This window comes from Gordonia sp. 'Campus' (genome assembly GCF_022206305.1).
GTDB lineage: Bacteria > Actinomycetota > Actinomycetes > Mycobacteriales > Mycobacteriaceae > Gordonia.
The window spans coordinates 1-21,200 of record NZ_JAKOIW010000011.1; the positions used below are offsets into that span (position 1 = coordinate 1).

The 21,200-nt window shown below is 68.6% G+C and carries 20 protein-coding genes; 15 read left to right on the forward strand and 5 right to left on the reverse strand.

All coding sequences use genetic code 11. The features are described 5' to 3' along the window. The 3 genes from MAY35_RS12890 to MAY35_RS12900 form a co-directional block, all read left to right on the forward strand. Positions 1–691 (forward strand): TlpA disulfide reductase family protein (locus MAY35_RS12890; protein ID WP_238421693.1); only part of this gene is annotated, 691 nt, incomplete at its 5' end. Beyond that, complete coding sequence (locus MAY35_RS12895; protein ID WP_238421694.1) at positions 688–1,524, forward strand: CoA pyrophosphatase; 837 nt, start codon at positions 688–690, stop codon at positions 1,522–1,524. The genes MAY35_RS12890 and MAY35_RS12895, both read left to right, overlap by 4 nt. Then, on the forward strand, positions 1,521–2,714 hold the full coding sequence (locus MAY35_RS12900) for a MarP family serine protease (RefSeq protein ID WP_238421695.1): 1,194 nt from the start codon (positions 1,521–1,523) through the stop codon (positions 2,712–2,714). The genes MAY35_RS12895 and MAY35_RS12900 overlap by 4 nt, the downstream gene beginning before the upstream one ends. Here MAY35_RS12900 and MAY35_RS12905 read toward each other — a convergent pair. From MAY35_RS12905 to acs, 3 genes are all read right to left on the reverse strand, one after another. Continuing rightward, complete coding sequence (locus tag MAY35_RS12905; RefSeq protein WP_238421696.1) at positions 2,629–3,693, reverse strand: alpha/beta fold hydrolase; 1,065 nt, start codon at positions 3,691–3,693, stop codon at positions 2,629–2,631. The genes MAY35_RS12900 and MAY35_RS12905 overlap by 86 nt on opposite strands. Positions 3,694–3,696: 3 nt before the next feature. Beyond that, the gene (locus MAY35_RS12910) at positions 3,697–4,203 is read right to left on the reverse strand and encodes a phage holin family protein (RefSeq protein WP_238421697.1); all 507 of its coding nucleotides are present in this window, start codon (positions 4,201–4,203) and stop codon (positions 3,697–3,699) included. 177 nt (positions 4,204–4,380) lie between these two features. Beyond that, positions 4,381–6,324, reverse strand: a complete 1,944-nt coding sequence (gene acs / locus MAY35_RS12915; RefSeq protein ID WP_238421698.1) for an acetate--CoA ligase — start codon at positions 6,322–6,324, stop codon at positions 4,381–4,383. 380 nt (positions 6,325–6,704) lie between these two features. On the opposite strand from acs, the gene MAY35_RS12920 reads away from it, so the two are divergent. The 9 genes from MAY35_RS12920 (at position 6,705) to MAY35_RS12960 (ending at position 13,729) form a co-directional block, all read left to right on the forward strand. Then, entirely contained in the window at positions 6,705–7,460 is a 756-nt protein-coding gene (locus MAY35_RS12920) for an oxidoreductase (RefSeq protein WP_238421699.1), read from the forward strand. Between the two features lie 980 nt (positions 7,461–8,440). Then, a complete protein-coding gene (gene ssd / locus MAY35_RS12925) occupies positions 8,441–9,502 on the forward strand; it encodes a septum site-determining protein Ssd (protein WP_238421700.1) in 1,062 nt (353 codons plus the stop codon). Next, entirely contained in the window at positions 9,499–10,695 is a 1,197-nt protein-coding gene (locus tag MAY35_RS12930) for a TadA family conjugal transfer-associated ATPase (protein WP_238421701.1), read from the forward strand. The genes ssd and MAY35_RS12930 overlap by 4 nt, the downstream gene beginning before the upstream one ends. Next, complete coding sequence (locus MAY35_RS12935; RefSeq protein WP_238421702.1) at positions 10,692–11,534, forward strand: type II secretion system F family protein; 843 nt, start codon at positions 10,692–10,694, stop codon at positions 11,532–11,534. The genes MAY35_RS12930 and MAY35_RS12935 overlap by 4 nt, the downstream gene beginning before the upstream one ends. After that, positions 11,531–12,151: a type II secretion system F family protein gene (locus tag MAY35_RS12940; protein ID WP_238421703.1), complete on the forward strand. Its 621-nt coding sequence runs from the start codon at positions 11,531–11,533 to the stop codon at positions 12,149–12,151. The genes MAY35_RS12935 and MAY35_RS12940 overlap by 4 nt, the downstream gene beginning before the upstream one ends. 35 nt (positions 12,152–12,186) lie before the next feature. After that, complete coding sequence (locus tag MAY35_RS12945) at positions 12,187–12,561, forward strand: VOC family protein (RefSeq protein ID WP_238421704.1); 375 nt, start codon at positions 12,187–12,189, stop codon at positions 12,559–12,561. Between the two features lie 207 nt (positions 12,562–12,768). Next, complete coding sequence (locus MAY35_RS12950; RefSeq protein WP_238421881.1) at positions 12,769–12,939, forward strand: DUF4244 domain-containing protein; 171 nt, start codon at positions 12,769–12,771, stop codon at positions 12,937–12,939. 77 nt (positions 12,940–13,016) lie between these two features. After that, positions 13,017–13,361 (forward strand): TadE family type IV pilus minor pilin, encoded by a 345-nt coding sequence (locus tag MAY35_RS12955; RefSeq protein WP_238421882.1) that lies wholly within the window; start codon positions 13,017–13,019, stop codon positions 13,359–13,361. After that, positions 13,358–13,729 (forward strand): Rv3654c family TadE-like protein, encoded by a 372-nt coding sequence (locus MAY35_RS12960; protein ID WP_238421705.1) that lies wholly within the window; start codon positions 13,358–13,360, stop codon positions 13,727–13,729. The genes MAY35_RS12955 and MAY35_RS12960 overlap by 4 nt, the downstream gene beginning before the upstream one ends. A 10-nt stretch (positions 13,730–13,739) precedes the next feature. On the opposite strand, the gene MAY35_RS12965 is transcribed toward MAY35_RS12960, so the two are convergent. Then, the gene (locus tag MAY35_RS12965) at positions 13,740–14,285 is read right to left on the reverse strand and encodes a hypothetical protein (protein WP_238421706.1); all 546 of its coding nucleotides are present in this window, start codon (positions 14,283–14,285) and stop codon (positions 13,740–13,742) included. Continuing rightward, positions 14,278–16,605: a DEAD/DEAH box helicase gene (locus MAY35_RS12970; RefSeq protein ID WP_238421707.1), complete on the reverse strand. Its 2,328-nt coding sequence runs from the start codon at positions 16,603–16,605 to the stop codon at positions 14,278–14,280. Before MAY35_RS12970 ends, MAY35_RS12965 begins: the two co-directional genes overlap by 8 nt. Before the next feature lie 336 nt (positions 16,606–16,941). Here MAY35_RS12970 and MAY35_RS12975 point away from each other — a divergent pair, with 336 nt between their 5' ends. The 3 genes from MAY35_RS12975 (at position 16,942) to topA (ending at position 21,174) form a co-directional block, all read left to right on the forward strand. Continuing rightward, complete coding sequence (locus MAY35_RS12975; protein WP_006359048.1) at positions 16,942–17,145, forward strand: cold-shock protein; 204 nt, start codon at positions 16,942–16,944, stop codon at positions 17,143–17,145. A gap of 192 nt (positions 17,146–17,337) precedes the next feature. Beyond that, entirely contained in the window at positions 17,338–17,922 is a 585-nt protein-coding gene (locus MAY35_RS12980) for a hypothetical protein (RefSeq protein WP_238421708.1), read from the forward strand. Between the two features lie 186 nt (positions 17,923–18,108). Further along, positions 18,109–21,174, forward strand: a complete 3,066-nt coding sequence (gene topA / locus MAY35_RS12985) for a type I DNA topoisomerase (RefSeq protein WP_238421709.1) — start codon at positions 18,109–18,111, stop codon at positions 21,172–21,174. The last annotated feature ends 26 nt before the right edge of the window (positions 21,175–21,200 follow it).

A 21,200-nucleotide genomic window follows, 5' to 3' on the forward strand; every position in this document is an offset into this window, starting at 1 on the left:
CCCCACCCCGACGCACCGACCGCCCCGTTTCCCTCCTGCCGCACGGTGGACCGTCGTCTTCATCGTCGTGATGATCGCGTTGATCGTGGCCATCTGGCCGCGCGGCGACGACTCGACGCCGATGTCGAGTGCGCCGCCGTCGGCGAGCGGGGCCCGACCGCAGGACGCGCCCGTCGACGAGGCGAGGGTCGCCGCGGCGCGGACCGATGCCGCGTTGCCCGACTGTCCCGTCACCGGCCTCCCCGAGGCCGCGGGTTCAGTGCTCGCCGGGGTCGTCGAACCGTGTCTGGGAACAGGTGCGCCCTACGATCTCGGGGCCGCGACCGCGGGCAAGCCCCTGGTGATCAACGTGTGGGCGCAATGGTGCGGTCCGTGTAAGACCGAGTTGCCGTATTTCGAGGAGTACGCGGCCCGCGCCGGCGATCGGGTGACCGTGCTGGCGCTCCACGCCAAGGAGGGCGGCAGCAACCCCTTCTTCCCGCTGACGTTGCTCACCGAGATCGGAGTTCGTCTGCCATCCGTGCTCGATCTCGACGGCCGGGTGGCCGCCGCCATCAAGGCGCCCCGCGTGTTCCCGTCGACCGTCTTCCTGCGCGCCGACGGCACGGTCGCGAAGGTCTATCCCGGGGTCTTCGACAGTCCCGACGAGATCGCCGACGCCGTGAACGAACATCTGGGTGTGCGCGCATGACCCCGCGCCCGGACGCCGAGCCGGGACCCCTCGTCCCGGCAGACGAGATCCCGCCGTGGCTGCGCGCCCTGACCGTCGATGTCGGGGCCGTCTCGAGGAGTGTCCACAACCGCGGCGGGGACCGGTCGCGGTGGGCGTCGATGTTGCCGAAGAACTCCCGGTCGGCGGCGGTGCTCGTGCTGTTCTCAGGTTCGTGGGAGGCGGCCGATGACCACCCCGGCGGGCTGCCCGCCGATGCCGAGGTACTCCTCACCGAGCGGGCGTCGACGCTGCGGCAGCACAGCGGGCAGGTCGCCTTCCCCGGTGGCGCCGCCGATCCCGGTGACGACTTCCCGGTCGGTACCGCCCTGCGCGAGGCGACCGAGGAGACGGGCCTCGATGCCTCCGGGGTGAGCATCCTCGCGACCCTGCCGAGCTTTCCGGTCGGGGTCTCCGGGTTCGACGTCGTCCCGGTGATCGGCTATTGGCACCGTCCGAGCGAGGTGCGCGTCGTCGACGAGGGCGAGACCGCGCGGGTGGACCGCATCAAGCTGCGCGAGTTGCTCGACCCGGCGAATCGGTTCCAGGTACGCCGCAAGGCGGTGGGCATCGTCTACAAGGGTCCCGCATTCTTCGTCGACAGCCTGCTCGTGTGGGGTTTCACCGGCGGTCTGATCGCCGCGATCAGCGAGGTGGCCGGCTGGGACCGGCCCTGGGACTCCGACGACGTCCGTTCGCTGGAGAAGATGATCGAGCTCGCCGGGAGTGCGCAGGAGTCCGGGTTCGAGCAGTTGCACCCCGACGGCCGGGCCCCGGTCGACGTACGGACCGCTGAGTCGGAGGGCGCGGGATGAACAGCTCGGCATGGGTCGACGTCATCGTCATCGCCATCGCCCTGCTGGCCGCCGCAAGCGGTTACCGGTCGGGCGCAGTCGCCTCGGCGCTCGCCTTCATCGGGGTCGCGCTGGGTGCGGTCGCCGGCGTGCTGCTCGCCCCGAGGTTGATCGAGCGGTTCGACGACCTGCAGGCGCGTGTGCTCGTCGGCGTGTTGGTGCTCGTGGTGCTGGTGGTCGTCGGCGAGGTCGCGGGCATGGTCCTGGGACGCGCCGCGCGGGGCGGGATCCGATCGCCCGGACTGCGTGCCGTCGACAGCGGTGTCGGATCGTTGCTGCAGGTGATCGCGGTGTTGCTCGCGGTCGGTCTCGTCGCGATACCGCTGCGTGAATCGGCCGATCCGGCGATCGCGGGCGCGGTGAGCGGCTCGAAGGTCCTGACCGCGGTCGACGAGGTGTCGCCGCAGTGGGTCGACGACATCCCCGACGACTTCAAGGCGCTGCTCGACAGTTCCGGACTGCCGAAGTTCCCGTTCGTCAGCACCCCGTCGACCTCCGTGGAGCCGCCCGACCCGGCGCTCGCCGGGCTGCCCGTGGTGAGGCAGGCGCGGGCCAGCGTCGTCAAGATCGACGGTGTCGCGCCGAGTTGCCGTCAGGCTCTGGAGGGCAGCGGGTTCGTCGTCTCGCCCGAGCGCGTGATGACCAACGCGCACGTCGTGGCCGGCACCGAACGTCTGCAGGTACAGACCTCGACCGGCGCGCAGCTACCCGCGAAGGTCGTCCACTTCGACAGCGAGAACGACATCGCGGTGCTCGACGTCCCGGGGCTGCGAGCCCCCGCACTCAAGTTCGCGTCCCGGCCCGCCTCCACCGGTGACGACGCGATCGCGCTGGGCTTCCCCGAGGCCGGCCCGTTCTACGTGAGTCCGCTGCGGGTCCGGTCGGTGTTCTCCCACACCGGCGACGACATCTACCGCACCGGGCAGGTCACCCGCGAGGTGTACGCGGTTCGCGGGTTGATCCGGCAGGGCAATTCGGGTGGGCCGCTGCTGAACTCGGACGGCGAGGTGCTCGGTGTGGTGTTCGGCGCCGCGGAGAACGCCGCCGACGAGACCGGTTTCGTGCTCACCGCCCGTCAGGTGCGTTCCGACTTCGACGAATCCGAGCGACAAAACGAGCGGGTGAGTACCCAGAGCTGCGTCCTCGCCTGATCTTGCGCTGGTGCACGCGCGCGATGTCCGCGGCCGGGTCGGGTTCGTGCCCCAGGAAGTCGAGAATCTGCCCGGTCACCGCCGCGGGCTGCTCCTGATGCGCGAAGTGCCCGCTGCGATCCACCTGCCGGTAGGTCTGATGGGCCGCCCAGCGGTGACCGTCGGCCATGACGTCGTCGAGGATGTACGGGTCGTCGCGTCCCCGCAGCGCCAGCACCGGTAGGTGGAGCCGCTGGTCCATGAGGTCCATGAACCGCGCTCCGTCCGGCCGGAACTGGGATCGGAACGCCCAGCGGCGGTACTCCAGACTGCAGTGCGCGACGTTGGGGATCAGCATCGCCGACCGGTTCAGTTCGACGGTCTGCGCGTAGTCGTCGTTCTCGCGCCACTCCGGCGACGACCGTTCCGCGAAGTAGTCGGCGACGAACACGGCGTCGTCGCGGGTGACCTGACGTTCACCGGCCCGCGGGATCTGGTTGCGCAGGAACAGGGGCAGGAATCTCGACCGCTGGGCCTTGTCGCGCAGCACGCGGCGTCGGAGCGCGCGCGGATGCGGCGAGGCGATCACGACGATGCGGTCGACCACACGTGGATGCAGCGTGGCCGTCGCCCAGCAGACCAGGCCGCCGTCGGAGTGGCCGATGAGCGTCGCGCTGGTGTGTCCGAGGGCGCGGACGAGTCCGTTGGTGTCACCGGCCAGGGTCCAGCCGTCGTAACCGCGCGGTGGTTTGTCGGTGTCACCGTAACCACGCAGGTCCACGGCGACAGCGCGGTAGCCGGCCTCGCTGAGGGCGGTCAGCTGGTGTCGCCAGCTCCACCAGAATTCGCCGAAGCCGTGGAGCAACAACACGAGTTCCCGGTCGCCCGCGGGGACGCCCGCCGGCTGGACGGCGTGGAACCGGACCCCGTTGGCGCGGACGTCGAAATGCTCCCAGTCGCCCGGGAGTCGAACGCTCGAGGGGTCGGGCGCCTCGCTCACGACTCAGCCTTCGCGCGCGGGCGGGATTCTCGGGTGCGAGGTCTCGTGCTCTGCGTGACGGTTCGGCAGGACGGTCGGCAGTTCGTTGACCGACTCGATCGTCTTCTTCGGTCCCCGTACCCGTTTGAAGAACAGGTACCCGACGAACGCGGCGACCACCGTCACCAGGACCAGGATGAGGAACACGATCAGGAACGCCAGCCAGCGCCAGACCCACTCGTCGAGCAGCTCGGCGAGGAAAAAGAAGAAGAAGAAGCTGGAGTACAGCGCCATCACACCGGCGACGATCAGCAGCCCCGTACCGGCACCGGCCTTCTTCGCCTCGGTGACCAACTCCGCCTTGGCGAGGGCGACCTCGGACCGGAAGAGGGTCGAGACACTGGCGGTCGCATCCTTGACCAGGCTTCCGATCGTCGGCTCACCGTTCCGACCGGCGTTGGCGTCGGAAAGCGGGATCGACGGGACGGAGTCCCGGCCCGCGTCGGGCAGGCCGTGCTCGTTGGGGCTCACAGAATCCTCCGTTGTTCGGCTGATGGGCCTTATGTTGCCATGCGAGCGCCGCCGAGGTGGCGGCCCACCCATGGGTGCGTCGGGGTGTCCCCGAACGCGCGATGCGCCACCGGCGACAGTTCACCGGTGGCGCATCGGTACTCCGACGTTCCCTGGGGAGTGTTCGGCCGGTCGGGATCAGGCCTTCTTCGCGCGGATCGCCTCGAACACAGACGGATCGACGAGCGTCGAGGTGTCGCCGAGTTCGCGTCCCTCGGCGACGTCCTTGAGCAGGCGGCGCATGATCTTGCCCGAGCGGGTCTTGGGCAACTCGGGGACGACGTTGATCTCGCGTGGTTTGGCGATCGGGGAGATCTCCACCGACACCTGCTGGCGCAGTTCGGCGATGAGCTGGTCGCCGGTGTTCTCGACACCTTCGCGCAGGATGACGAAGGCGACGATGCCCTGACCGGTGGTCTCGTCGGCGGCACCGATGACCGCGGCCTCGGCGACACCGGAGTGTCCGACGAGGGCGGATTCGACCTCGGCGGTGGAGATGCGGTGCCCGGAGACGTTCATGACGTCGTCGACGCGGCCGAGGACCCAGAGGGCGTGGTCGTCGTCGTAGCGGGCGCCGTCGCCGGCGAAGTACCAGCCCTGCTCGGCGAAGCGCGACCAGTAGGTCTCGCGGAAGCGCTCTTCGTCGCCCCAGATGCCGCGCAGCATCGACGGCCACGGCTGATCGAGCACGAGGTAACCCTGTTCACCGGCGCCGACCGGGTTGCCCTGGTCGTCGACGATGTTGGCGCTGATGCCGGGCAGCGGCTTCATGGCCGAGCCCGGTTTGGTTGCGGTCACGCCGGGCAGCGGCGAGATCATGATGGCGCCGGTCTCGGTCTGCCACCAGGTGTCCACGATCGGGGCCTTGTCGCCGCCGATGACCTCGCGGTACCACTTCCACGCCTCGGGGTTGATCGGTTCGCCGACGCTGCCGAGGAGTCGGACGCTCGACAGGTCGTGGGCATCGGGGATCTCGCGGCCCCACTTCATGAAGGTGCGGATGAGGGTGGGGGCGATGTAGTAGATCGTGACGCCGTACTTCTCGATGATCTCGAAGTGGCGGTGTTCGTTGGGGGAGTTGGGTGTGCCCTCGTAGACGACCTCGGTCGCGCCGTTGGACAGCGGTCCGTACACGAGATAGGAGTGGCCGGTCACCCAGCCGATGTCGGCGCCGCACCAGAAGACGTCGCGACCTTCTTTGTGGTCGAAGACGTAATGGAAGGTGTAGCTGACCTGCGTGAGGTAGCCGCCCGAGGAGTGCACGATGCCCTTGGGCTTGCCGGTGGTGCCGGAGGTGTAGAGCAGGAACAGCGGGTGCTCGGCGTCGAACGCTTCGGCCTCGTGGGTGTCGGACTGCTCGTCGACGGTGTCTTCCCACCACACGTCACGGCCCTCGACCCAGTTGAGGTCGGGGTCGTGGTTGGTACGACGCACGACCAGGACCTTCTCCACCGAGGCCGCGGCATCGTCACCGGTGCCGAGCGCCTCGTCGACCTGGGTCTTCAGCGGTGCGGGTTCGCCGCGGCGGTACTGGCCGTCGGTGGTGATGACGAGCTTCGCCTCGGCGTCGTCGACGCGCGAACGCAGTGCTCCAGAGGAGAAGCCGGCGAAGACCACCGAGTGGGTGAGTCCCAGTCGGGCGCAGGCGAGCATCGAGATGAGGGCCTCGGGGACCATCGGCATGTAAATGGCGACGCGATCGCCCGCGACGAGTCCGATGGAGGCGAAGTAGTTGGCCGCCTTGCTGACCTCGGCGAGGAGCTGGCTGTAGGTGAGGTCGCGGGTGTCGCCGGGTTCGCCGACCCAGTGGATGGCCACCCGGTCGCCCTTGCCCGCGGCGACGTGGCGGTCGACGCAGTTGACCGAGACGTTGAGCTTGCCGCCGACGAACCACTTCGCGAACGGGGCGTCCGACCAGTCGAGGGTGTCGGTGAAATCGGTGGCCCACTCCAGTCGGCGGGCCTGCTCGGCCCAGAACTCGAGACGGTCGGCATCGGCGCGGTCGTACATCTCGGCGGTGCCGTTGGCCTGGGCGGCGAACTCGTCGGAGGGCGGGAATGCCTTGACGGACGTGGAGGACATCGGTGACATGAGCCTTTCGCTGTCGACGGAGGACACACCACAGTAAGGTGACCCGACGTCGGGACGGGCAATCACTGTGAGCGTAGTCACGTCCTCGCTGAGGGCGGAACCGTCGGTATGCGAGCGCATCTCCTGCGCGATGAACGGCATGTGGACCGCGACGAACGGTCGTCATGCCTTTCGGTCGGATAACCGACAGGGCTCCCCGGGGAAACCGCCCGTTGCTATCTGAAACGGCCACTAACAATGCAGAGCGACGCATTCCTTCCACCCGAGAACACGGGTTCGGCGAGCCCGGCCTTCCGGTGATGGTGGACGCGCGGTGACGAACCGCAGGGGCGTCGGTCTCCGAGCATGGCGGGCGCAACTATCGTCGGAGGGTGACCACCGACCCTCTGGCGCCCCTGTTGGACCTGCCCGGCGTCGCCGACGCCGCCGACCGCGCTCGCGATGCCCTGTCTGCGGTACATCGGCACCCCGCCAACCTGCGCGGATGGGACAAGACGGCGACCGAGGCCTCCTGGCGGGCGGGTCGTTCCTCGGCCGCGATCGACGGGGGAAGCGTCGAGCTGCGGCGCGACGGTGACTTCGACGATCCCATCCTGGCCGGGGCGATGCGGGTCTCGCAGGCGCTCGACGGCGACTCGCTGGTGTCGTTGACCGCGGTGATCCGACGCGCGCCGGCCCAGGCGCTCGCGCGGTTGCACACCCTTGCAGCCGCCGACATCGTTACCGACCCCGATCTGCTGGGTCGCCCCCGAGGCGGGACGGATGTGGCAGAACGTCTCGATCTGTTGGGGCAGTTGACAACCGGGGCGACGTCGGTGCCGGCCCCGATCCTCGTCGCCGTGGTGCACGGAGAACTGCTCGGTCTCGAGGCGTTCCCGACGGCCAACGGTGTGGTGGCGCGGGGTGTGGCCCGACTCGTCGGAGCGTCGACCGGTCTCGACCCGCATTGCCTCGGGGTGCCTGAGGTGACCTGGTTCAAACGGGTCGTCGAGTACCGCGAACTCGCCACAGGGTTCGCGACCGGCAGTGCATCGGGTCTGCGGGACTGGATCGTGTTCTGCTGCGACGCGCTGGAAGCGGGTGCGGCGGAGGCGAAGTCGATCGCCGACGCGGCTCGCGCCGGGTAGGTCCGCGATCCCGAAAGGCGGCCCCGGACAGCACTGCGGGCGGCCGCCGGCGTCGTAAACGACGCGGTTGCCGCCCGCGTAGCACGGACTCAAGTTACCAAGCGTGCTTGGTGGGCTGTGGTCACCGCCTCGGCGATTGACCGCGAGTCGGGGTGTCGTGACCGTCCACGTGCTGCCAATCGTGGGCCATTCCTCCCGGGCCTGGCGCCTGTCGGAAAGAAGGCACGTGGCGCAACGAGTGGTGGCGGTCGGTCGTCCCGGCTGCGATGTCGCAGGCGCACAACACTTTTGCCATATGCGGCGTGCTCCGCGTGGGTGCTTGCCGCCCGTGCTGGGAAGTGCTCGGCGTGGGGGTCCGTTCCTTCTCTTCCGGATCGAACTTGGCCTTCCGAGTTTCCGTAACAACTGTTGTACACCGTGACGCCGATCACATCAAGCGTTGGGCGCCGGAATGTTGCGCAAAGTACTGACATGATCCAGAAGTGCTGTCTGACAGTTGAATTGGGGAGAATGTGCCTGTCACGACCCCCTTGAGCAGCGGCTGGGCGCCGGCGGGCGGGTGTCGACGCCCGCTGCGGCGGCGTACCTGGGTGGAGGTTGCAGCGGCGTTGCAGAAAACCGCATGGAAAACAATGCGTTAACGGATACGAATCGTGGCACGCGAACGATTACCGCCGTTGTTACCGATGAGTAGTACGGACATTCACGAAAGATATTGTTGTGCTTGCAAAGAATCCGAGCGCGTGTGTATAGTCATCGGTACCCGGTTCTCATACCGTCACGTTTCAGCCCGACCCCCCGGGGCTGAAACGTGACGACCCCGGCCTCCTCCCCCCCTGGCCGGGGTTGTCCTCTATCTGGGGTCTGGTATACCTCCCCTCGCGCCCAGGCCCGTAGGTCCTGTGCACAGCCTCGGCAGTTGTCCACACCCGTTCTCGGACCGGCCCCGTCGACCGTTCGACGGCCGCATGATCGTCGGCATGTCCGATGATCTCCTCGTTCTGGTCGATTCCGATCTCCACGACGACGTCGCCCGCTGCGCGGCCGCAGCCGGCTACCGCATGCTCGGCGGGCGTGCCGACGACTGTCGTCGCGAATGGCTGACCGCGCGGGCGGTGGTGGCCGACCCGGCCGCGATCGAGGTGCTCGCCCGCCTACGACCGCCTCGGCGAAGCGGCCTCGTGCTCGTGTCGGCCGTGGACCCGGCCGCCGACACCTGGCGGATGGCGATGGACCTCGGCGCCGACGACGCCGCGACCCTTCCCGCCGACGAGGGTCGGCTGGTGCGATCGCTGACCGATTCGCGGGTGCCGCGGCGTCGCCCCGCCGGAGTCGTCGCGGTCATCGGAGCACACGGCGGCTCGGGTGCCTCGACCCTGGCCGCGGCGGTGGCATTGTCCGCCGCGGAGGCGGATTCACCGACACTCCTGCTCGATCTCGACGATCTGGGACCCGGGACCGACTTGCTGCTCGGGCTCGAGCGGTGCCCCGGTGTGCGATGGCAGGATCTCTCGCTCGACGGTGGCGTCGTCGGCGGCACCGCCCTGCACCAGGCGTTACCCCGTGCGCGCGACGGGTTGTCGGTCCTGACCTCGSAGCGGGCGCCGTCGCTGGGGCTGACCACGGACGCGGTCACCGCCGTCATCGACGCCGGGCACACGCATGGCGATCTCGTCGTGATGGACCTGCCCCGATCCGCCGGGGCCGTCGTGCGCGCGGCCATCTCGTCGGCCGACGTGGTCGTCGTCGTCACCACCGCCACTGTCAGCGGTTGCGCGGGTGCGCGCCGGGTCGTCGATCGCGTCATCGGCGACGAGGTGGCCGTCGAACTGGTGGTTCGTGGCCCGGCACCAGGGGGTCTGCGTCCCCGGCAGGTCGCTGAGGCCATCGGGCTACCGTTGCTCACCGCATACCGTCACGATCCGCGACTGGCGGTGCGATCGGAGAGTGGGCCGCTACGACTCAGGCGTCGCAGCCCGCTCGCCCGCGCCGCCGGCGTCGTGTACGAGCGGGCGATGCAGCGTCGGCGGCAGTCGTCGTGACGCACGTGCGTGATGCGGGGCTCGCCGATGACGATCTCTTGGACCGCGTCCGCTCCCGACTCGCGGCCGACGCCGCCGACCCGAGTCCGGCGGTCATCGCCGAGGCGATCCGGGCGGAGGCAGGTGGCGTCCTCGGCGACACCGATCTGCTTGCCGCCCTTCGATTTCTGCAGACCGAACTGACCGGCGCGGGAAAGCTGGAGCAACTCCTCGCCGAACCCGGTATAACCGACATCCTCGTCGCCGGACCCGCGGAGGTGTGGGTCGATCGCGGCCAGGGCCTCGAGACGACCGCTGTCCGATTCCCGGACGAGGCCTCGGTGCGACGGCTCGCCGGTCGTCTGGCGCTGAGTGCGGGCCGCAGGCTCGACGACGCGCAACCGTGGGTCGACGGTCAGCTGTCGAACGTGGGTCGACGGGGCTACACGGTGCGGTTGCACGCGATCATCCCGCCGCTGGCGGCCGACGGAACGTGTATCTCGTTGCGCGTCCTGCGATCTGCGTCGAAGGATCTGACCGCTCTGATCGAGGGCGGCTCGATCCCGGGAGACACGGTGCCCGTCATCGGCGACCTGCTCCGGCACCGCCTCGCGTTCCTGGTGATCGGAGGCACCGGGTCGGGGAAGACGACCCTGCTCAACGCCCTGATCGGTGCGATGGATCCGCGGGAACGAATCCTCTGCGTCGAGGACGCACTCGAACTGGCACCACAGCACCCGCAGGTTGTGCGGCTGGTGGCACGCGCGGCGAATGTCGAAGGGGTGGGGGAGGTCCCGGTCCGGTCACTGGTACGGCAGGCGCTGCGTATGCGTCCGGACCGGATCGTCGTCGGCGAGGTCCGCGGCGGGGAGGTCATCGATCTTCTCACCGCACTGAACACCGGTCACGACGGCAGCGCGGGCACGGTGCACGCGAACTCGACCTCGGAGGTGCCGGCCCGGATGGAGGCGCTGGCCGCGCTCGGCGGGATGGCGCGGGACGCGCTGCACAGTCAGTTGGGTGCTGCCCTGCAGGTGGTGCTCGGGGTGGCGCGGCATGCGGACGGAACACGGGGTCTGGCCGAGATCGGCGTGGTGCGGCGCGACGCGGACGGGCGGGTGTCGATCGTGCCGATCTGGCTGCGCGATCAGGGTTTCACCGACCACCGGCGACTTTTCGATGCGATGGTCACCGGGCGCGAGGCGCCGCGATGAGCTGGACCCCGTCTCCGGTTGCCCCGATCCTGGCGGCCGTCGGCATCGCGCTCGTGCTCTGGACCCCGCTTCCGGCGAGCAGGCGCTTGGCCGCGGTCTGTGATGTCCCGTCCGAGGGTCGATCTTCGATGCCGGTGCTCCTCGTGCCGGTGGCCATACCGGTCGTCGTGTTCCTGGCCGCGGGAACCTCCGCAGGCGTCGCCACCGGGATCGCCGTGACGGTGGTGCTGTGGATTCGACGCAAGCGCCGGGCCGAGAGACTGCTGGACCGACAATTGGACGACATGCTGCTCGCGTTGTCGTTGATGATCGCGGAGTTGTCGGTGGGTGCACCGCCCGTGCGCGCCTGTGAGGCTGCGGTGACGGAGCTGCGACGCCGTGAGCCCGACGCCGCCGGGAGCCGTTCGGAGATCGCGGATGGTCTCGAGGCCATGGCGTTCCGGGCCGCGTTGGGCGGTTCGGTGATCGACGCACCACGCCCGACGGACGGGGCTTCGGGCCACGCGTCGTGGCAGCGGATCGGGATCGCGTGGCAGACCGCCGACCAACGCGGGCTGCCGATGATCGACATGCTGGGTGCTGTACGCGCGGATCTGCAGTCGCGCCGGGGATTCGCCGACCGGACACGCGCCGGGTTGTCGGGCCCGCGAGCGACCGCGACAGTCTTGGCCGGGCTTCCGCTGCTGGGCATCGCCCTGGGCCAGGCGACCGGGGCGCAACCGATCCAGGTCCTGCTCGGCGGCGGTCTCGGTGGTGTTCTGCTGGTCGCGGGCACCGCCCTGGCTGCGGCGGGCGTCGCCTGGTCGGAGCGCATCACCGGCAAGGTGCTCACCCGGTGAGCGACGGGGTGGCCGTCGCGTTCGTGATCGGCGTTCTCGGCGCGGCGCTGTGGATCTGGCCGTCCCCGAGATGGCATCTGTATCGCGTGGTCGACCCGCCACCCGGACGGGACCGTTCGCCGCGCTGGCTCGGCGCGGGCCCGCCTGCCGACGATCCGTTCGCGGTGGCGTCCGCGTTCGACCTGTTCGCGGTGTGCCTTCGATCCGGTCTGCCGGTCGGCACCGCGGCGTCGGTCGTCGCCGAGCGTGCGCCCGCCTCCATGCGCGGACCACTGTCACGGGTCGCGGACCTTCTCCAACTCGGTGCCGATCCGGACGCGGCGTGGTCCGCGCTGCTCGACACCGCTGGCGCCCGACCGGATGACGACGATCACCTGGAAGCGCTCGCGGCCATGGCGCGGCGTTCGGCTCGTGCGGGTTCGTCACTCGCCGGCGGGCTCGCCGAACTGGCCGAGGATGTCCGACGCCGCGCCCACGACGACGCCCTGGCCGCCGCCGAACGCGCCGGGGTCGCCATCAGCGGTCCGCTCGGACTGTGTTTCCTGCCCGCATTCATCTGTCTCGGGATCGTTCCGGTCGTCGTCGGGCTGGCGTCGTCGGTGATCGGCTCGATCTGAGCCGCGATGTCGGTGTCGGACCGCACAATGGCGGCATGACCGATTCAGGATCCCGACACCACGCCATCGACTACGTCGAACTGACCGTCACCGATCTCGACGCCGCACGGACGTTCTACGCCGACGCCTTCGGTTGGGAGTTCAACGATTACGGACCCGCCTATTCCGGGATCGTGAACCCAGCGGGCTCGGATGCGCCGGAGGTCGGCGGGCTCGCGGTTGCCGACACTCCCGCGCCCCGCGGGGGCCCACTGGTGCTGCTCTACTCAGAGGACCTCGATGCGACGGTGGATCGGGTTCGGGCGTCCGGTGGTGAGATCGTCAACGGCCCGTACAACTTTCCGGGTGGCCGCCGATTCCACTTCACCGACCCGAGCGGCAACGAGCTCGGGGTGTGGGCCACGTCGTAGCGGGGCAGGCGGCATATTCATCGGGATTCGAGGGATCCGTTCGGCGCCGCGGTGCGTCCAAGTAACTGCAACATCCCATCGACTCCCGTAGGAGAAGCCATGCCACCCATCATGATCCGCAACCACGACGCCGATACCGCGCCGGTTGCCGTGGTCGAACCGGACGCGTTCGGAACGCCCGGGGTGCTCGACCGGCTCGGCGCGCACATGACCCGGCTCGTCACGGACGAAGACGGGATGTCGACCGCCGAGTACGCGATCGGCACCATCGCTGCGGCGGCGTTCGGGGCCATCCTCTACACGGTCGTGACCGGTGACAACATCGTGAGCGCCCTGACGGGGATCATCGGGAAGGCTCTCAACACCTCGGTCGGCTGATGAGACTCCGCGACACGCTGCGGCGGCGTCTGAGTGGCACCGTGTCTCGTCGACGCGTGGTCGTCGACGAGGCGGGAATGGTGACGGTCGAGGCCGCGTACGCCATCGCGGCGATCGTCGTCGTGGTGCTCCTCGCCGTCGGGGCGATCGCCGGGGTGACGGCGCAGATCCGCTGCGCCGACGCCGCCCGCGAGGCCGCACGATTGACCGCCGCGGGGGACCCGTCCGCCCGGGACACGGCCCGCCGGGTGGCGGGTGACTCCGCGCGAATGTCGATCTCCGAGAGCGGGGATCACGTGATCGTCGAGGTGCGGACCGGGGTCGCGCTGTTACCCGGTCTCACGCTGTCCGCCTCGGCGGTCGCGGCGAAGGAGCCCGGTGGGCAGGACCAGGTGATGTTCGCACCGGGTGTGGAACGATGAGCGCCCGTCCCGGGCTGCTGGCCGATGAGAGCGGGAACGCCACGATCCTCGGCGCGTTCGGCATAGCGGCGCTGGCAGCGGTTCTCGTCCTGGTGATCTACGTCGGGGGAGCGGTGCTGGCCCGTCACCGCGCGCAGTCGGCGGCCGACCTGGCCGCACTGGCCGCAGCGATCGAGCATGCCGGCGGGGGAGCCGACCCGTGTCGGAACGCGCGCGACCTGGCGGGGATGCAGCGGCCCCCTGCCGAACTGGTCGGGTGCCGGATCGACGGTGAGGACGTGGTGGTCACGGTCCGCATCCCGGTCGACCTTGGCGGCTTCGGGATTCGTGCTGCGACCGCACAGGCGCGGGCCGGACCGGTGGCGTGACGCCCGCGTCTCAGTCGTCCTCGCCGACGACGATCCGCTTCGGATACACGCGCATGGATTGCATGGGAGCGAACCACAGTTGGTGAAAGTGAACGTCGGTGTCGCCGCGGTAGGCGAGCTCGAGGGGTTCGGTGCCCGTGTTCATCGGGATCCACGACCGCGCCGACCGGACGAACGACGACCAATGGATGAGCTCGCCCTCGGTCAAGAATCCGCCGGCCGCAGCCCACGTTTCGCCGGACTGTGCATCGGAGGAAGCGAGATACACCTCACCGAGTGAGGCGGTGACCCGCGGCCCGACCATCGCGGTCTGCAGGTACCACTGAGCGGTCGTCACCACATCGGTGAAACCCCCGGATCGTGCGGCGCACCAGGCGTAGTGCAGGTCGAGAGCGTCAAGTGCCTCCTCCTCGGAGAAGAACACGTCACGCTCGCCGATGGAGGACGGCAGATTGTCGGTGTCCTGCGTCGGCCGGGCGAGTAGGAAGAAGGCGCGCGACGGCCGGGGGATCTGACGCTGCGTGTAGATCCCCCGGTCCGATGCCTCGTCATGCATGGGCCAAGTATTCCCGACGCAGCAGTTCGAGGACGGCGACTGCGCCGTTCTTGTCGAGGGGATCGTTACCGTTCCCGCACTTGGGACTCTGCACGCACGACGGGCACCCGCTCTCGCATCCGCAGCTCGCGACCGCGTCCCGGGTGGCATCGATCCAGGTCAGGAAGGCCGAGTGGCCGCGCTCGGCGAAACCCGCACCACCCATGTAGCCGTCGTAGACGAACACGGTGGGCAGCCCGGTATCGGGGTGCAGGTCGGTGGAGAGCCCGCCGATGTCCCAGCGGTCGCAGGTGGCCACGAGCGGAAGGAGACCTATCGCGGCGTGTTCGGCCGCGTGCAGCGAACCCGGGAGGCGCGTCTCGTCGATGCCGGCGTCGGCGAGCGCCTCCGGGGTGAGCGTGTACATCACCGCGCGGGTGTGCAGCGTCTGCTCGGGCATGTCGAGTTCGACGGCGTCGAGCACCTCGCCGGTGCGGAGCGTGCGCAGATACCCGACCACCTGATGCGTCACGTCGACCTCGACGAAGGCGACGGTCAACGGGCCGAACCGGCGGCTGGCGAGAGTCGAGGTGATGGTGATGTCGGTGGTCTCGCGGGCCGAGGTGGTCCAGTCCGGGTCCTCCGGATGTGCCAGCGCGAGTCCGTCATCGAGGTCGAGCTCGTCGACGAGGTACGTCTCGCCCTGATGGATGTGGACCGCACCCGGGTGCACCGTCGACATCGCCCGGCCGGTGTCGACGGTGCCCAGCAGCTGAGACGTGGTCGTGTCGACGATGAGCACCTGCCCGCCGATGCCGCCCCGGATGTCGACGTCGGCGTGTGGTTCGACGCCTGCGGTGACGTACCAGCCCGACTTGCGATTGCGCAGAAGCCCCTCGGCTGCCAGTGTTTCCGCGACCTCGCGGGCGTCCCACGCGTCGATTTCCCTCTCCGACAACGGCTTCTCCATCGCCGCACACAGGAGATGTGGGCCGAGGATGTAGGGGTTGGCGGGGTCGGTCACCGTGGCCTCGACGGGCTTGCCGAGAAGCGATTCCGGATGGTGCACCAGGTAGGTGTCGAGGGGATCGTCACGAGCGACGAGCACGACCAGGGAGTCCCCGGACTCGCGCTGGCGCCCGGCGCGGCCGGCCTGCTGCCAGAACGAGGCGACGGTGCCGGGGTAGCCACTCACGATCACCGCGTCCAGGCCGCTGATGTCGACGCCGAGCTCGAGCGCGTTGGTCGTCGCCACCCCGAGAAGCTCCCCGTCGGAGATCGCCTTCTCGAGACGGCGCCGGTCGTCGGCGAGATAGCCCGCCCGATAGGCGCCGACGCGGGACTCGAGTTCGGGGGCGCTCTGCGACAGCAGGTGCCGGGCACTCAACGCGGTGAGCTCGACGCCTCGGCGACTCCGCGCGAAACACAGGGTCCGCGCGCCTTCGACCACGAAATCGGCCAGCAGGCGCGCGGATTCGGCTCCCGCGGATCGTCGGACGGGTGCGCCGTTCTCTCCGGTGATCACCGGCAGGAAATCGGGTTCCCACAGGGCGACGGTGCGTTCGCCGCGCGGGGAACCGTCCTCGGTCACCGCGACGGCCGGTTCGCCGATCAGTCGTCCCAGCGCTTCAGCGGGTTGTGCGACCGTGGCGCTCGCTCCGATGACGGTCGGGTTCGCGCCCGCGGCTCGGGCGATCCGGAGCAGACGCCGCATGACCAGGGCGGTATGCGACCCGAACACTCCTCGGTAGTGGTGGCACTCGTCGACGACGATGAAGCGCAGATGCCGGAAGAACTGCCGCCAGCGGTGGTGGTGGGACAGGATGCCGATGTGCAGCATGTCGGGGTTGGTGAAGATCCAGCGCGAGTGCGCTCGCGCCCACTGCCGGATCTCGGGATCGGTGTCGCCGTCGTACGCGCAGGGCTGCAGGTGCCCGAACTCGGGGCGGCCGGCGATGACCGAGGTGACCGAACGGATCTGATCGGCCCCGAGCGCCTTTGTCGGAGCCAGGTAAAGCGCGGTCGCATTGTTCTCGTTCAGCAATGCCGTCAGAATGGGCATTTGATAAGACAGGGATTTGCCGGATGCGGTACCCGTACAAATAGCTACATGGTTTCCCCGGAATGCCTCGTCGGCCGCTCGCACCTGGTGCGTCCACAACGAATCGATGCCGTTGTCCGCATAGGCCGCGCGCAGCGCCCGCGGCACCCAGTCCGGCCACTCCGCGAAAGATGCTGGGCGCGAGGAAATTACCGAGAGGTGGGTCAGCGGTGACGGATCGGCGTCGGAGCCGGCGAGGGTCCGGGCGAGTAGCCCCGTCCCGAATGTGGAGTACTGCATCTTCTCGTGGAAACTCTTCGAAATAGTGTCGATGCGGCCGGGTTCGGCCGCTCGCGGTGTTACCGACTGATGTCGTCGGGCTGAAGTTTGACGAGGTTTTCACTCTCTTTGGTTCGAGCGACTATCGCTGGTGGGGTGAACATGATTGACTGTTCGCGGCCGCAGCTTTCGCGACCCACCTCCGGGTGGGCGACAAGCGCGTTGCAGCCGTGGTACTGAGGTTAGTTTGGCGGATCGAAGCAGATCTTCGCGGGGCTCTTTGAGGTATGGCGGTCAACCGGCCACGACGCGATGACCCATCGCGTCGCGACAGTTGATATGTAAAGGATTGCAAGAATGGCACAGGGAACTGTGAAGTGGTTCAACGCGGAAAAGGGCTTCGGCTTCATCGCGCCTGATGAGGGTTCCGACGACGTGTTCGTCCACTATTCCGAGATCCAGGGTGCCGGTTTCCGCACCCTCGAGGAGAACCAGCGGGTGGAGTTCGAGGTCGGTCAGGGCACCAAAGGGCCGCAGGCCACTGGCGTCCGCGCCGTCTGAGAGTCCCCCGCGTGACTGCTGAGCGCAGTCGGGGCAAACCACCGCTCCCGTCTTGATTCGTCGAGGCGGGAGCGGTTTGTTGTGTGCGGGCCCGGTTCGACGGCCAGGTGACCGCCGATCTCGTGTTTTTCGGTGGAGCGAACCGCCGTCGGAAAGCGCGCCCGCGGGCCCCAGACGACATAACCTCGATCCGTGGGCCAGTTGTCCTTCTTCTCTGCGGAGACCGAACAGCCCGCGTACACCGATCTCGCGGGCCTGCTCGCCGCGCACGGGCAAGCCGTGCGTTCCGATTCCGGTACGCGGGTCTCGATCGTGGTCGCAGACAGGTGGCGGGCCACGCACATCGTCGAGGAGATGCGCGCCGCCGGGCTCGACGCCGAGGTGACCACGTCGGACGAGGGCACCCCGTTGGCACGTACCGCGGCATGCCACGAACTCGACGCGCTGCACCGGGCCTGGTCGGCGGGCGCGGTCAAGGCGATGCCCGCCGGTTGGGTCCCGACCTACCGCGCTCTGCGGCTCTGGGTGATCGCAGCCGGACACTCCGACGACGGCCGCTACCAGCTCGGTCTGGACCCGCACGCCCCCGACTCACACGCCGCTCTGGCCACCGCGCTGATGCGCGTGGGGATCGCGCCCACGCTCGTCGGTACGCGGGGGCAGTCGCCGGCGCTGCGGATCGCCGGACATCGTCGTCTGACCCGTCTGCACGAGTACGTCGGACCACCGCCGTCCGCTGAGGCCGTCGCGGACTGGCCTCCGGTGGACGAACATTAGCGATCTCAACTGGCAACGCTCTGAGCTGGCGAAACGCCTGCGGTCGGTAGGCTGCCGACGGTGTGGACAGCTCCGCCACGGAATTCTGATGTGCAAACGGCGCTATACATAAGGTACAAACCCAACGAACGCACCTGAACTGACACGCAGGAAAGTTCTCCACCCAGTCAACCAAAGGACGCCCCGGTGGCAGAGACCAGCACCGCATCCCGCTCGAGTGGGGGCACCCGACGCCTCGTGATCGTCGAGTCCCCGACCAAGGCCCGCAAGATCGCCGGCTACCTCGGGTCGAACTATGTGGTGGAGTCCTCCCGCGGGCACATCCGCGACCTCCCGCGTGGCGCGGCCGACGTCCCGGCCAAGTACAAGGGTCAGTCCTGGGCACGTCTCGGCGTGAACGTCGACGACAACTTCGAGCCGCTGTACGTGGTGTCCCCGGACAAGAAGGCGACTGTCAGCGAACTGAAGGCGCTGATGAAGGATGTCGACGAGCTCTACCTCGCCACCGACGGTGACCGCGAGGGGGAGGCCATCGCATGGCACCTGCTCGAGACGCTGAAGCCCAAGATCCCGGTCAAGCGGATGGTCTTCCACGAGATCACCGAGCCGGCGATCCGCGCGGCCGCCGAGAATCCCCGTGACCTCGACATCGACCTCGTCGACGCGCAGGAAACGCGCCGCATCCTCGACCGCCTCTACGGCTACGAGGTATCGCCGGTGCTGTGGAAGAAGGTCATGCCGAAGCTGTCGGCGGGCCGGGTGCAGTCCGTCGCGACCCGCATCATCGTCGAGCGGGAGCGCGAGCGCATGGCGTTCGTGTCGGCCGAATACTGGGACATCTCCGCGACGATGGACGCCGAGAGCACCGACGACTCGAACCCGCAGACCTTCAAGGCGCGACTGGTCAACGTCGACGACGCACGTGTGGCCACCGGACGCGACTTCGAGTCCACGGGTGAACTGAAGAAGTCCGACGGCGTCATCGTCCTCGACGCCGACCGCGCCGAGAGTCTGGCTGCCGGTCTGCGCGGTGCGGCGATGAGTGTGACCTCGGTGGAGGAGAAGCCCTACACCCGTCGCCCGTACGCGCCGTTCATGACGTCGACGCTGCAGCAGGAGGCCGGCCGCAAGCTGCGGTTCACCTCCGACCGCACCATGCGCATCGCCCAGCGGCTGTACGAGAACGGTTTCATCACCTACATGCGTACGGACTCGACGAGCCTGAGCGAGTCGGCGATCAACGCCGCCCGCGCGCAGGCTCGTGAGCTCTACGGCGACAACTTCGTCCACCCCACGCCCCGGCAGTACACCCGAAAGGTCAAGAACGCTCAGGAAGCGCACGAGGCAATCCGCCCGGCGGGCGAGACCTTCCGCACCCCGGGGCAGGTCGCCGGCCAGCTCGAGTCCGACGAGTTCCGTCTCTACGAGCTCATCTGGCAGCGCACCGTCGCCTCGCAGATGGCCGATGCCAAGGGCACGACTCTCAGTCTGCGGATCGCGGGCACCGCCTCCACCGGCGAGCGCGCGACGTTCGCGGCATCGGGTCGCACGATCACCTTCCCCGGCTTCCTGTCCGCATACGTCGAGACGGTCGACGAGCAGACCGGCGGTCAGGCCGACGACGCCGAGAACCGCCTCCCGCAGCTGACGGAGGGGCAGGCGCTCACCGCGACCGACCTGACCGCCGACGGTCACTCGACCAATCCGCCCGCGCGTTTCACCGAGGCCTCGCTGGTGAAGGTCCTCGAGGAGCTCGGCATCGGCAGGCCGTCGACGTACGCTTCGATCATCGGCACGATCCAGGACCGCGGTTACGTGGTGAAGAAGGGCAATGCGCTCGTGCCGTCGTGGATCGCCTTCGCGGTCGTCGGTCTGCTCGAGGCGTATTTCGAGAACCTCGTCGACTACGACTTCACGGCGACCCTCGAAGATGATCTCGACCAGATCGCCACCGGCAACGAGAACCGGACGAAGTGGTTGTCGGGGTTCTACTTCGGTGAGGACGGCAGCGATGCGGAGGGCGAAAGCCGTTCTGCCCAGTCGGCGATCGCACAGCATGGTGGTCTGAAGAAGCTCGTCGGCGTCAATCTCGAAGAGATCGATGCGCGGCAGGTGAACTCGATTCGCCTGTTCGACGACGAGGAAGGCCGCCCGATCTATGTGCGGGTGGGCCGTTTCGGGCCGTACCTGGAACGCAATGTCGCCACGTCGCCCGACGCCGAGCCGGACCTGCAGCGGGCCAACCTGCCTGCCGACATCACCCCGGACGAGCTGACTCTCGCGATCGCGGAAAAGCTGTTCGCCACACCGCAAGAGGGTCGTTCCCTCGGCACCGACCCGGCGACGGGTCACGAGATCGTCGCCAAGGAAGGACGTTTCGGTCCGTACGTGACCGAGATCCTGCCGTCGGACGACGATGACGACGACGGCGATGCGCCGGTCACGATCCCGGCCGGCCCGACCCCGCGTGACGGCGGTTCCGGCAGTGGCGCAGGCGGTTCGGACTCGGGCGACGCCGACGTCGTCCCGCTGGACACCCCGGGTGGCGGCACGGCCACCAAGACCAAGCCCGCGGCGAAGAAGACCGCCAAGAAGGCCGCGAAGAAGGCCGGGCCGAAACCGCGCACCGGGTCGCTGTTCAAGACCATGGACATCTCGACGGTGAGCCTTGAGGACGCCCTCAAGCTGCTGTCGCTGCCACGCGTCGTCGGCGTCGACCCCGAGTCCGGCGACGAGATCACCGCTCAGAACGGCCGTTATGGGCCGTACCTGAAGAAGGGTTCGGACTCCCGCTCACTCGGCAGTGAGGAGCAGCTCTTCGAGATCACGCTCGACGAGGCGCTCAAGATCTATGCCGAGCCCAAGCGACGCGGCCGGCAGGCCGCTGCACCGCCGCTGCGCGAACTGGGCAAGGACGACGAGGTCAGCGGCAAGCCGATGGTCATCAAGGACGGGCGTTTCGGCCCGTACGTGACCGACGGTGAGACCAACGCCAGCCTGCGCAAGGGTGACGAGGTCGCCACGATCACGCCCGAACGCGCGATGGAGTTGCTCGCCGATCGCCGGGCCCGCGGTCCGGCCAAGAAGGCCGCGAAGAAGACGACCAAGAAGGCCGCAGCCAAGAAGACGACCGCGAAGAAGACCGCGGCGAAGAAGACGACCGCCAAGAAGACCGCGGCGAAGAAGACGACGGCGAAGAAGACCACCGCCAAGAAGACGGCGGCCAAGAAGGCGACCCCGCCGGCCGAGTAGTGCCCGACCCGCGGAGCTTCCCGAGG

What these genes read in the sequence shown, in the direction of transcription:
- MAY35_RS12895 (WP_238421694.1), top strand. Translation starts at nt 688, where the DNA reads ATGACCCCGCGCCCGGACGCCGAGCCGGGACCCCTCGTCCCGGCAGAC.
- MAY35_RS12900 (WP_238421695.1), top strand. Translation starts at nt 1,521, where the DNA reads ATGAACAGCTCGGCATGGGTCGACGTCATCGTCATCGCCATCGCCCTG.
- acs (WP_238421698.1), bottom strand. Translation starts at nt 6,324, where the DNA reads ATGTCCTCCACGTCCGTCAAGGCATTCCCGCCCTCCGACGAGTTCGCC.
- MAY35_RS12935 (WP_238421702.1), top strand. Translation starts at nt 10,692, where the DNA reads ATGAGCTGGACCCCGTCTCCGGTTGCCCCGATCCTGGCGGCCGTCGGC.
- MAY35_RS12945 (WP_238421704.1), top strand. Translation starts at nt 12,187, where the DNA reads ATGACCGATTCAGGATCCCGACACCACGCCATCGACTACGTCGAACTG.
- MAY35_RS12950 (WP_238421881.1), top strand. Translation starts at nt 12,769, where the DNA reads ATGACCCGGCTCGTCACGGACGAAGACGGGATGTCGACCGCCGAGTAC.
- MAY35_RS12955 (WP_238421882.1), top strand. Translation starts at nt 13,017, where the DNA reads ATGGTGACGGTCGAGGCCGCGTACGCCATCGCGGCGATCGTCGTCGTG.
- MAY35_RS12960 (WP_238421705.1), top strand. Translation starts at nt 13,358, where the DNA reads ATGAGCGCCCGTCCCGGGCTGCTGGCCGATGAGAGCGGGAACGCCACG.
- MAY35_RS12965 (WP_238421706.1), bottom strand. Translation starts at nt 14,285, where the DNA reads ATGCATGACGAGGCATCGGACCGGGGGATCTACACGCAGCGTCAGATC.
- MAY35_RS12970 (WP_238421707.1), bottom strand. Translation starts at nt 16,605, where the DNA reads ATGCAGTACTCCACATTCGGGACGGGGCTACTCGCCCGGACCCTCGCC.
- MAY35_RS12975 (WP_006359048.1), top strand. Translation starts at nt 16,942, where the DNA reads ATGGCACAGGGAACTGTGAAGTGGTTCAACGCGGAAAAGGGCTTCGGC.